This window comes from Neobacillus citreus (assembly GCF_018343545.2).
GTDB classification, from domain to species: domain Bacteria; phylum Bacillota; class Bacilli; order Bacillales; family Cytobacillaceae; genus Neobacillus; species Neobacillus citreus.
Map to the genome: position 1 here is coordinate 1 of NZ_JAGYPE020000054.1, position 11,744 is coordinate 11,744.

The following is an 11,744-nucleotide window of genomic DNA, read 5'->3' on the forward strand; positions in this document are numbered from 1 at the left end:
CGCCTCTGTCTTCGTCCTATCGGACTCGCCAATCGGCGAGTTTTCATTTATATTATTGTGCTTCCACACCTTCTGGGTACCAGACAAGCGGATTTTCCCCGCGGTCTCGTTCCATATCGTAATCAACACTTGAAAAGCCCATCTTTTCCCAGAAGCCGCGAGATTGCATTCTTGCATTTGTCTTAATTGGAAGTCCAAAGCTTTTGGCGAAATCTACAAGTTGTCTACCAAAGTCTTTTCCCTGATAGTCTTGTAATACTTCCAGTTTCCATAATTCCAAATAACTTTGGGGCGGATAAAAATATCGATCGAATTTAGCTTCAATCTGGTATAAGCTCATCCGGGCAACAAGCTTATCTCCATAGTAAATACCGTAAAACGGTGAATTGATATCATTGTCTATCATATTGGCTTCAAGATCTTCAAACATTGAAAGCTCTTGAAGGCCATATTCTTTAAACTTTTTAAATTCTTCTAGAGTTTTGAAATTAACTTTTAATTTTTCCACTTTAGTCCCCATGTTCTTCCTCCTAGAAATTATATTCTGTAACCTTGTATATATTTTTTTTTACTGAATAACATGATATGAATAATTTTTTCATTATTCAAATGAATTACTATCATTATAATACAAAAAAACTAAAATTTCCTCATCGAATAATCGAAAGCGGTTTCAAAAATGGCAGGAAATTCGAAGAATGATGTAGAAACTTAATAGTGAAAGTGACATTGGGTCAGGAAAGGGGAAGAAATGTGCAAAAAATTTTAATTGCCAATCGGGGAGAAATTGCCCTTCGTATTATTAGAACGTGCCAAGCGATGGGAATTGAGACAATTGCTGTTTATTCCGAAGCAGATAGGGAGATGCCTTTTGTAAAGGCTGCGACGAGGGCGGTGTGTATTGGGGAAGCTCAAGTTAACAAGTCTTATTTACAGGCAGAGAAAATTTTAGAGGTAGCAAAAGCAGAAAAAGTGGATGCCATCCATCCAGGCTATGGCTTTTTATCGGAAAATGCAGCTTTTGCACAGAAAGCCAGAAACGAAGGCATTATCTTTATCGGACCGAAGCCCGAAACAATTGATTTAATGGGAGATAAAATTGTTTCCCGGCAAACAATGGAAAAAGCGGGAGTTCCGGTTGTCCCAGGCAGCGGCACCGGTTTAAAAACGGTTGAAGCGGCCCTTGCCTTAGCAGAAAATATAGGCTATCCGATTATGCTGAAGGCGAGCGGCGGCGGAGGCGGAATCGGCATGGTGTTATGTGAAAATGAGCAAGCGCTCGCTAAGTCATACGCATCCACCAAGGCAAGGGCGCTTGCCTATTTTGGGTCGGATGAGGTATTTATCGAGAAATATATCGCGGATGCCAGGCATATTGAGGTTCAAGTTTTCGGTGATGAATTTGGCAATCTCATTCACTTATTTGAAAGGGATTGTTCCGTCCAAAGAAGGCACCAGAAGGTTATCGAAGAATCGCCATCGCCGTTTCTTTCCGATTCAGTCAGGCAGAAAATGTATGAAACAGCCGTTAAAGCGGCTCGTGCTGTCAATTATACAAATGCGGGAACAATTGAATTTATTGTTGATGAAAACGAGAATTTTTATTTTCTTGAAATGAATACGAGACTTCAAGTTGAACATCCAGTAACTGAATCTATTACAGGTCTTGATTTAGTAAAATGGCAGATTCTCGTTGCGCGGGGAGAAAGGCTCCCGCTGCTGCAATCAGAAGTCCATTCTTCCGGCCATGCTGTGGAATTTCGTCTTTATGCGGAAGACCCTGTACGGTTTTTGCCTTCTCCTGGCAAAATCACCACCTTGAGGTGGGAAGAAAAAGAAGGGATACGGATCGATTCGGGTTATGAAGAAGGTGGAACGGTCACCCCATTTTATGATCCAATGATAGCTAAATGCATTTTTTATGGTGCAGACCGGCAAAAAGCATTGGAAATGGCTGAGACTTTCTTCCAGGAAATTAAAATTGAGGGGATTAAAACGAATGCCCCGTTATTCTTAAATATTCTTGCAAATAGAGATTTTCAAAATGGAAATTATACCACAAGCTTTTTAACAAAAACATTAGTGAACTAAGGAGTGTTTTAAAGATGAAAGAAATTACAGCATCAATGGCAGGAACCGTACTTAATATTTTCACAGCAGCAGGAGAATCAATCAACATGGGTCAAGAAGTATTAATGCTTGAATCCATGAAAATGGAAATTCCGATTGAAAGCAGTATCGAAGGTGTGATTAAGGAAGTAAAGGTTAACATCGGAGACTTCGTTAATGAAGGCGATGTGCTGATTGTTCTAGTTTAGGAGGGGGCATTATGGCACAGACGAATACATTAAATGACCAATTAAACGAATACCGGAAACAAATCGAAGCGGGCGGGCATCCAAAATATCATGAAAAGGCCAAAGAGCAGAATAAGCTGTTCGTCCGTGACCGCTTAAGATTATTGTTTGATGATGGGAAATATGAAGAAGACGGCAAATTTGCCAACTTTACGGCAGGTGATTTGCCTGCTGATGGCGTGGTAACAGCAATTGGCAAAATAAATGGCCAGACTGTATGTGTAATGGCAAATGACTCCACCATAAAGGCGGGCTCCTGGGGAGCGCGGACCGTTGAAAAAATTATCCGTATTCAAGAAACTGCTGAGAAATTACAGGTGCCTTTATTGTATTTGGTGGATTCGGCAGGTGCGAGAATAACCGACCAATTAGAGATGTTTCCAAACCGCCGCGGGGCCGGAAGAATTTTTTATAATCAGGTAAAGCTGTCCGGCATGATTCCGCAGATATGTATCCTTTTTGGGCCATCCGCAGCAGGCGGGGCCTATATCCCAGCTTTTTGCGATATTGTCATCATGGTCGACCAAAATGCCTCCATGTACTTAGGGTCGCCGCGAATGGCGGAAAAGGTCATCGGCGAAAAGGTGACGCTGGAGGAAATGGGCGGGGCTCGAATGCATTGTACAATTTCGGGCTGTGGTGATGTTCTGGCTTTCAGTGAGGAGGAGGCAATTGAGTCTGCCAAAAGATATATCAGCTTTTTTCCAGCCAATTTTAAAGAGAAGACAAAAAAGATTGCTGGTGCGGCGGCTAAGGAAGGAAGGGAATTAGAGGCGATTATTCCGGAAAACCAAAATGCACCGTTTGATATGTATGAGTGTATTGATCGACTGGTTGATGCCGGCAGCTTCTATGAAATTAAAAAATTATTTGCACCTGAGTTAATAACTGGACTTGCTAGAATAGATGGAAGAGCGGTTGGCATCATTGCCAATCAGCCGAAGGTAAAGGGCGGCGTCCTGTTTGTCGATTCCGCGGATAAAGCCGCAAAATTCATTCAGCTTTGTGATGCCTTTCATATTCCGTTATTGTTCTTGGCGGATGTTCCGGGCTTTATGATTGGAACAAAGGTCGAGCGTGCGGGCATCATCCGTCATGGGGCTAAATTAATTGCTGCTATGAGTTCTGCCACAGTGCCAAAAATCTCGGTCATTGTTCGCAAGGCTTACGGTGCTGGTCTTTATGCGATGGCAGGCCCCGCCTTTGAACCGGATTGTTGTATCGCTCTGCCTACCGCGCAAATCGCCGTAATGGGTCCTGAAGCTGCGGTAAATGCTGTCTACTCCAATAAAATAAATGAAATTAACGATCCAAAGGAAAGAATCGCTTATGTTCAGGCGAAGCAAAAGGAATATAAAGAAGCTATTGACATTTATAAGCTGGCTTCTGAGCTTATTGTTGATGAAATTGTTGCCCCATCTGAATTAAGAAGCGTACTCATTCAGCGCTTTGATTACTATGAAACAAAAGAATTGAACTTCGGTGTCAGGAAACATCCTGTCTACCCAGTCTAAAAAAAATATCCCTTTTCGAACTTTCTGTCGAAGAGGGTTTATTTTTTTACAAACAATTAATTGATTTTGGTAAAATACGGGTAAGACGATTTAAAGAAGGGATAGCGATGAAGGTTGGAATTATTGGAGCGGGTTCATTAGGTTTATTATTTGCTGCCTATTTGAGCAGGGCTTTTGAAACTATTATATACACAAGAACCCCCGCACAAGCAGAGCAAATTAATCAAAATGGAATCGTGCTAAAAAAAGGAGATACTGTGACGAGCACCAATGTACAAGCCTTGCCTATCAGCTATTGGAAAGGAACAGAAACTGTTACGGTTGTTGCTGTAAAACAATATCATCTGCAAACGATTATTGAAAATGTGAACAGCTCGGCGGCACCTAACTTACTATTTATCCAAAATGGTATGGGGCATTTAAAGCTGCTCGAAGCGATTAAGGAAAAAAATATTGCGGTAGGCTCTGTGGAACACGGTGCCTTAAGAGAAAATGCCTACACGGTTTATCATAATGGGGAAGGAATCACGAATGCTGCCAGTTATAAAGGAACGGCCGATTGGCTGCAGTTTCTTGCTGCTAAAGTACCGAATGATTTTCCGATTGTGATAAGAGAAAATTATTTTGATATGCTGCTAAAGAAATTGATTGTCAATGCAGCAATTAATCCTCTGACGGCTATTCTTCGCGTCAAAAACGGTGACTTAATCGAAAATCCATATTACCTGCAGGCGCTGAACAACTTATTCGAGGAAATTTCGGACGTGCTGCGTTTAGGTGATAAGGAAGCCTATTTGCAGCATATTCATTATGTCTGTCAATCAACAGCCGAAAATCGTTCGTCCATGCTGAAGGATTTGGAAGCGGGCAGAATAACCGAGGTGGACGCCATTTTAGGGTTTCTTTTGGATGAGGCTGAGAAGCTGCATAAACAGGCCGCGCAAATACAGGCGTTATATTCCCTAATTAAGGGAAAAGAACAAGAAGGAAGGAGTGAGAAATTTTGAGCGCCGTCCTATCGACTTTGTTAACGCTGTTGTTCATTATGCCGTTCCTTGGCTTTTTACTCGTTTTTCTTGTCTTTAAACTCATCACGAATGACACTCGGAAATCAGTGCATCATGCCCTTGATTATTCAACCATTTTATTTATTATTTCTGTTCATTTTTTAGTAAAAACAATTTGGGGGAATTCATTTTTTTGGATAATACTACTAGTAATGATTTTCATCGCGATCATTTTTGTTGTTGTCCATTGGAAAGTGAAAGATGAGATCATTTTAAAAAAGGTGATGAAAGGTTTTTGGCGGTTTAATTTTCTTCTATTTTTTCTTGCCTATATATCCCTGACACTATTTGGTGTCATTCATCGGGCCATTATCTTTTCGTTAGCATCTTAAAAAAAATTGAGGCATATGTTTTTTTTATATAGGCCGGGGAGTGGTATACTCTTAAAAGAATAATTTGGGTTTACAGAAAGGGAGTTCATGAATGGAGATTTTAAATCTCTCTTTACCAGCGGCCAACCGGTTCGCTTCAAATTACTTGGCGCAATCAAAGGATGTTATGCCTTTTTTTCATTATCACTTCAATGATTTAAACGAAGATTTAAAGAGGACGGCTGAATTAAAGGAGAGAAGCTTTCCGCGAATTGAGACTGCCACACATATTGAAAGCTTTATGGAGCGATTTGGCACCTCGGAAGCGGTGAAAAACTCCATTGAGAAGTTAAAGCGTGAGGACAGTGCAGTCGTAATTGGGGGACAGCAGGCAGGAATCCTCACAGGTCCGCTTTATTCGATACATAAGGTTATTTCAATCATTAAATTGGCAGAACAAAAAGAGAAGCTTCTTGGGATTCCAGTTGTCCCAGTGTTTTGGATTGCGGGTGAAGACCATGATTATCAAGAAGTGAATCATGTCTATGTTCCGATGGAAGAAAAGCTTGATAAATGGACCTATCCGAAAAAGGTTCATAGCAAGCCAATGGTTACTGATATTCCATTGGACCAGGAAATCTGCCGGGAATGGGTTCGCAATATTATTGAGAATTTCGGTGAATCGGAGCATACGAAGCGGCTATTAGAGTTTGCCGAAAGGCAGATTGAAAAATCAGCCACCTTTGTTGACTTTTTCGCTTATATAATAATGGAACTGTTTAAGGATTATGGTTTATTACTTGTTGACTCCGGCGACAAAAGCTTCCGGCAGCTTCAAAGGGATTTTCTAACGGAGCAAATTGTCAATCACGAGGCAATCACCTTTTCACTATTGGAACAGCAAAAGCAGATAGGAGATAAAGGATTCCCAATCACCATCGAAGCGGGGGAACATGCTGCTAATTTATTTTATTATGATCAAAAATTAAAAGAACGCATTTTGCTGGAATATGACCTGGCCGCCAATTGCTTTGTGGGGAAAAGTGGAAGAGTTACCTTCACCCAAGAGGAATTAGTGGAGATGGCAGCACAATATCCTGAAAAATTTAGCAATAATGTGGTGACCAGGCCGCTCATGCAGGAATGGATCTTTCCTACCCTTGCCTTTATTGCAGGTCCAGGCGAGATATCGTATTGGGCGGAACTAAAGCTTGTCTTTGAACAATTTAACATGAAAATGCCACCGATTGTTCCTCGTTTAAATATTACGTTTTTGGACCGCTCAGTGGAAGCGGAAGTGACACAATTAGATTTAAAGCTAGAGGAAGTTTTACAAAGGGGAACGAATCAAGAAAAAGAGCAATTTCTTGAAACAGTGAGGGATAAGGAAGTTGAAATGTTATTTTCTTCTGTTAAGGAAGAACTGCTTAAACAATATCAGTTTATTGAAGCAAAAACAGCGGTGATCGACCGTGGTCTCCTGCCACTGCTCAAGAAAAATGAAAGCTATCTTCTTAAGGAGATAGGGTTCATGGAAACAAAGCTCGAAGATGCAGTAAAGCAGAGACACGATATCCAATTAAAAAAATTCAGCCGGATCAATCTCGCCTTAAGACCAGACGGATCCCCGCAGGAAAGAGTCTGGAATATTTTCTATTACCTAAATCATTATGGATTAACTTTTATCAAAGACCTTATGATATTACCATTTGAATTTGACGGTCTGCACAAGGTTATCAAAATCTAGAAAATCTCACTTACGTGGGGTTTTCTTTTTTTTGTAAAAAAAAACTAATTTGGAAAGGATTTTTGGATTAAAAGAAGAATAGTTAAAAAATAGGTGGTGGAAAGTGGGGGAATGTGGTACATTTTTAATAGAAAGTGGGGGTAGTGGGTATGTTCATGGGTGAATACCATCATAGCATTGATAACAAAGGACGAATGATTGTGCCCTCCAAATTCCGCGATGAACTCGGTGAGATGTTCATCATCACTAGGGGTTTGGATCAATGTTTGTTTGGTTACCCATTATCAGAATGGAAGCTGATTGAAGAAAAATTAAAAGGCTTGCCGCTGACAAAAAAAGACGCCCGTGCCTTTACACGATTCTTCTTTTCCGGTGCAACAGAGAGTGAACTGGATAAACAAGGAAGAATTAACATCCCCGCACCATTATTGCAGTATGCAAAATTAGATAAAGAATGTGTGATTTTGGGTGTTTCCAATCGAATCGAAATTTGGAGCAAGCAGATTTGGGAAGACTATTTTTCACAGTCTGAAGAATCTTTTGCGGAAATTGCAGAAAATATGATTGGCTTTGATATATAATGGATAAGTTATCTTAATATATTTTCTGCATACAAATGTTTTGCGATAGATTGGAAAAGGTGGTACTTAAATGTTTAAACATACAACTGTGTTATTGGATGAAGCGGTAGAAGGCTTGAATATTAAGCCTGATGGTATTTATGTGGATTGTACATTGGGTGGTGCCGGTCATAGCTCTTTAATCCTTTCGAAACTCGGGACAGGAGGCAAATTGTTTGCATTTGACCAGGATGATACAGCCATCAGAAATGCAGAGCAGAAATTAGCCGAATATGGCGACCGTTTAACCATTATTAAAAGCAATTTTTTACATTTAAAAGAAGAGCTTGAAAAACAAGGAATTGAAAAAGTTGATGGAGTTCTGTATGACTTGGGTGTGTCCTCCCCGCAGCTTGACACTCCTGAGAGAGGCTTTAGTTATCATCATGATGCCCCTCTCGATATGAGGATGGATACGGGTGCACCAACCTCTGCCTATGATGTCATTAACCATTGGTCTTATGAGGAATTAGTCCGAATCTTTTTTCACTATGGTGAGGAAAAGTTCTCGAAACAAATCACCCGTAAGATTGAAGCGGCGAGAGCGGTCAAACCAATTGAAACGACATTTGAATTGGTTGACTTGATTAAGGAAGCGATTCCGGCCCCTGCAAGGAGAAAAGGCGGACACCCTGCCAAACGAATTTTTCAAGCGGTCAGAATTGCAGTGAACGATGAACTTGGCGTGTTTGAGAAGTCTTTAAACCAGGCGATTTCTTTGCTGAATAAAGGCGGACGAATCAGCTGCATCACGTTCCATTCGCTTGAAGACAGAATTTGTAAAGCAACATTTAAAAAGGCAAGTGAAACACCACCGCTGCCGCCAGGTTTGCCGGTCATTCCGGATGAGTACAAGCCTATTTTAAAATTAATCACAAGGAAACCGATTCTTCCATCTGAAGAAGAGGTGGAACTCAACAATCGTGCGCGGTCGGCAAAGCTACGTATTGCCGAAAAAATATAGAATATAAATAATCAAACCGGAGGGGAAAAAGATTGAGTAATCTTGCCAGGAAAGTTCAAGAGCAGCAGCGAACAGAACAAACAGTACGCGACGAAAGACAGGTAAAAATAAAAAAATCCTGGCTTACTCCAGGTGAAAAAATAATCGGAGTTGTTTTTGCAGGTGTCGTTTGCTTTGGGGCTGCCCATCTCCTAAACAATCAGGCAAAAATCTATGACGTGAATAAAGAAATTCAAACAGTTGATGCCAAGGTGAAGGAACAGCAGAAAGTTAATAGTGACCTGCAGGTACAAGTTAGTGAATTAAGTACGTACGAACGGATTTATGAAAAAGCCAAACAAATGGGATTAATATTAAACGAAAATAACGTCAAGGTTGTGCAGCAGAAATGATTAAGAAACAGCCATATATAAATTCCGGAGCAGCGATATTGTTTATAATATTCAGCCTGCTCTTTTTTGTCTTATTGTGCAGATTTCTTTTCATTCAAGTTACTGGTGAAGCAGCAGGCCAGAAGTTATCAGCACTTGCTCAGGAAAAATATAACCGAAATGGAACCATCCCTGCAGTACGGGGAGTTATTTACGATCGGAATGGTGAGGTGGTTGCGGAGGATACTGCATCTTATACCTTAGTAGCAATTCTTGATAAGAAAATGACGACTGACCCAAAAAAACCGATGCATGTAAAGGACCCAGAGAAAACGGCAAAAGAGCTGGCCAAATATATTAAAATGGATGAATCAGAGATTTACCGCAGACTATCGATAAAAGGCCGGTTTCAGGTGGAGTTTGGAAAGGCAGGAAAAGATATTACCCATGACACAAAAACAAAGATAGAGGCACTGAAACTGCCAGGAATTACATTTATCCGTGATTCGAAAAGGTTTTATCCAAATGGTACCTTTGCCTCGCATTTAGTAGGGTATACAGACAGCGTTAAACAAAAGGATAATACCTTCAAATATGAAGGCATAATGGGGGTTGAAAAATCGTATAACGATGCCTTAACTGGCAAAGATGGAAAAATACAATATGAAAGTGATAAATGGGGATATATTCTTCCTACTGGAAAGGAAAAAGTCATCCCCGCAAAAGATGGAAATGATGTCTATTTAACGATTGATAAGAAAATCCAGACATTTTTAGAGGATGCCATGGACAAAGTGGTTAAGGATTACAAGCCGAAGAAAATTATTGCGATTGTGGCCGACCCGAAAACAGGAGAGATATTAGCGATGGGCCAGCGGCCGTCCTTTGATCCAAAGACAAAAGACGGGATTGATAATAGCTGGCATAACGAAGCGATTGAAACTTCGTTTGAGCCTGGTTCGACGATGAAAATCTTTACACTTGCTGCAGCCGTTCAAGAAAATGTGTTCGATCCAAATGAACTATATCAGTCCGGGTCTTATCGGGTGACGGATAAGGATAAAGCCATCCATGACCACAACGGGTCTGGCTGGGGCAGCATTACGTATCTTGAAGGTGTACAGCGCTCCTCAAACGTGGCGTTTGCGAAAATTGCTAAGGAAAAATTGGGCTTTGAAAGATTCAGAGAATATTTAACGAAGTTTGGTTTTGATAAGCCGACAGGCATTGAACTGCCAAATGAAACATCTGGGAAAATTCAATACACTTATCCAATTGAAAAGATTACGACCGCATATGGTCAAGGAACAGCGATCACACCAATGCAGCAAATCCAGGCGGCTACGGCCGTTGCCAATGGCGGGAAAATGGTAAAGCCGCGTGTGGTCAAGAAAATTGTCAATCATGATACTGGCGAAACAATAAAAGAAGAAACTGCCGAGGTTGTTTCTAGCCCGATTTCTGCCGAAACAGCCAGCAAGGTTCTCGATTACCTAGAAACGGTGGTCACCTCTCCAAAAGGCACTGGCGGGCGTTATAAAATTGACGGCTACAGTGTGGCAGGGAAAACAGGAACAGCTAATATTCCCGGTCCGGATGGAAAATACCTAAGCGGGGTTAACAACTATATGTTCTCCTTTTTAGGGATGGCTCCAAAGGAAGACCCGAAACTGATTGTTTATGTGGCCGTACAGCAGCCGGATCTGAAAGGACTTGATGCAGGCCAAGGTGCCATTCCTGTGTCGGCTATTTTTAACCCTGTCATGCAGAATAGCTTGCATTACTTAAATATTCAGCCTTCCACTACGGAAAAAACGAATGTCAGCGAATTGCCTGATTTACAGGGAATGGACGTGAATGAGGCGGTAAAAAGTCTAAAGGACAAGGGAATTGAGGCGGTGGTTCTTGGATCCGGAACCGAGGTGGACAAGCAGCTGCCTAAAGCCGGAACGGAGATTCTCGAGGGTGAAAAGGTGGTTATACGAACAAATGGTGAATTGACTGCTCCGGATCTAACAGGATGGTCACTAAGGGATGTCATGAAGGTTGCCAATTTGGCAGGATTAAATTTGAATCCAAAAGGCAAAGGATATGTTGTTAGTCAAAATATTCAACCACAAGCGTTATTGCGTAAGGATGATTTCTTGATTGTCGAACTTAAAACGCCCGAAGAACAATGGACAGAGGAAATAAATGGGCAGCAGCAAGAGGGAACAAAGCAAGAGGACAATCAGGAAGAGAAAGTGCAGGATTAACTAAGGGAAGAGGCTGTAATCGGACAGCCTCTTTTCCGCGGTTTGAACCGTTTGGACCCGTTCTAATCAAGGAAGTACAAGCATATAAATGAACGATAACGTAAAGGAGTAGGAGGCATTGTTCAAATATGCGCGTTTCAAATGTAACGGTCCGTAAACGGTTATTACTTGCACTAATCATCGGAATTCTGATCTTTTTGATTATTGATGTCAGGCTAGGTTATGTACAATTTTATCTCGGAGACATGTTGACTGGACGTGCAAAGGATTCTTGGAGCCGGAATATTCCATTTGAGCCCCAGCGAGGCGAAATTGTTGATCGCAATGGTGTTCCGTTAGCGACTAATATGAGTGCCCCAACTGTCTGGGTTGTCCCAAGGCAGGTTAAAGACCCGGCGGCAACAGCTGAAAAACTGGCCTCAGTCTTAAATATGCCTAAAGAAACAGCCTATCGCGAGATAACACAAAAAGAGAGAATTGTTCGGATAAAGGAAGGGCGAAAGATCTCCCATGAAAAAGCAAAGGAGATCCGGGCATT

At 41.3% G+C, this 11,744-nt stretch carries 11 protein-coding genes and 1 pseudogene; 11 read left to right on the forward strand and 1 reads right to left on the reverse strand.

What is annotated here, in order from left to right; translation table 11 throughout:
• Window positions 1–52: 52 nt before the first annotated feature.
• Window positions 53–520, reverse strand: a complete 468-nt coding sequence (locus KHB02_RS22590) for an N-acetyltransferase (RefSeq protein WP_213140851.1) — start codon at window positions 518–520, stop codon at window positions 53–55.
• A 233-nt stretch (window positions 521–753) separates the two neighbouring features.
• Here KHB02_RS22590 and KHB02_RS22595 point away from each other — a divergent pair, with 233 nt between their 5' ends.
• The 11 genes and pseudogenes from KHB02_RS22595 to KHB02_RS22645 all read left to right on the forward strand — a co-directional run.
• Complete coding sequence (locus KHB02_RS22595; protein WP_213140850.1) at window positions 754–2,091, forward strand: acetyl-CoA carboxylase biotin carboxylase subunit; 1,338 nt, start codon at window positions 754–756, stop codon at window positions 2,089–2,091.
• Between the two features lie 14 nt (window positions 2,092–2,105).
• Window positions 2,106–2,318 carry a biotin/lipoyl-containing protein gene (locus tag KHB02_RS22600; protein WP_213140849.1) on the forward strand — a complete coding sequence of 71 codons (213 nt, stop codon included), beginning with the start codon at window positions 2,106–2,108 and terminating at the stop codon, window positions 2,316–2,318.
• Between the two features lie 11 nt (window positions 2,319–2,329).
• Window positions 2,330–3,871, forward strand: coding sequence for an acyl-CoA carboxylase subunit beta (locus KHB02_RS22605; protein ID WP_213140848.1), 1,542 nt, complete (start codon window positions 2,330–2,332; stop codon window positions 3,869–3,871).
• A 107-nt stretch (window positions 3,872–3,978) separates the two neighbouring features.
• The gene (locus KHB02_RS22610; RefSeq protein WP_213140847.1) at window positions 3,979–4,878 is read left to right on the forward strand and encodes a 2-dehydropantoate 2-reductase; all 900 of its coding nucleotides are present in this window, start codon (window positions 3,979–3,981) and stop codon (window positions 4,876–4,878) included.
• Complete coding sequence (locus KHB02_RS22615) at window positions 4,875–5,270, forward strand: DUF3397 domain-containing protein (RefSeq protein WP_213140846.1); 396 nt, start codon at window positions 4,875–4,877, stop codon at window positions 5,268–5,270. The genes KHB02_RS22610 and KHB02_RS22615 overlap by 4 nt, the downstream gene beginning before the upstream one ends.
• 91 nt (window positions 5,271–5,361) lie before the next feature.
• Window positions 5,362–6,996 (forward strand): bacillithiol biosynthesis cysteine-adding enzyme BshC, encoded by a 1,635-nt coding sequence (bshC, locus tag KHB02_RS22620; protein ID WP_213140845.1) that lies wholly within the window; start codon window positions 5,362–5,364, stop codon window positions 6,994–6,996.
• Between the two features lie 149 nt (window positions 6,997–7,145).
• Window positions 7,146–7,577 carry a division/cell wall cluster transcriptional repressor MraZ gene (gene mraZ / locus KHB02_RS22625; protein WP_213140844.1) on the forward strand — a complete coding sequence of 144 codons (432 nt, stop codon included), beginning with the start codon at window positions 7,146–7,148 and terminating at the stop codon, window positions 7,575–7,577.
• Between the two features lie 70 nt (window positions 7,578–7,647).
• Window positions 7,648–8,580, forward strand: a complete 933-nt coding sequence (gene rsmH / locus KHB02_RS22630; protein WP_213140843.1) for a 16S rRNA (cytosine(1402)-N(4))-methyltransferase RsmH — start codon at window positions 7,648–7,650, stop codon at window positions 8,578–8,580.
• A gap of 32 nt (window positions 8,581–8,612) precedes the next feature.
• Window positions 8,613–8,972 carry a cell division protein FtsL gene (gene ftsL, locus KHB02_RS22635; RefSeq protein WP_213140842.1) on the forward strand — a complete coding sequence of 120 codons (360 nt, stop codon included), beginning with the start codon at window positions 8,613–8,615 and terminating at the stop codon, window positions 8,970–8,972.
• Window positions 8,969–11,206 carry a penicillin-binding protein gene (locus tag KHB02_RS22640; RefSeq protein WP_213140841.1) on the forward strand — a complete coding sequence of 746 codons (2,238 nt, stop codon included), beginning with the start codon at window positions 8,969–8,971 and terminating at the stop codon, window positions 11,204–11,206. The genes ftsL and KHB02_RS22640 overlap by 4 nt, the downstream gene beginning before the upstream one ends.
• A gap of 128 nt (window positions 11,207–11,334) precedes the next feature.
• Window positions 11,335–11,744 (forward strand): annotated as a pseudogene (locus tag KHB02_RS22645) (stage V sporulation protein D); the annotation flags it as partial.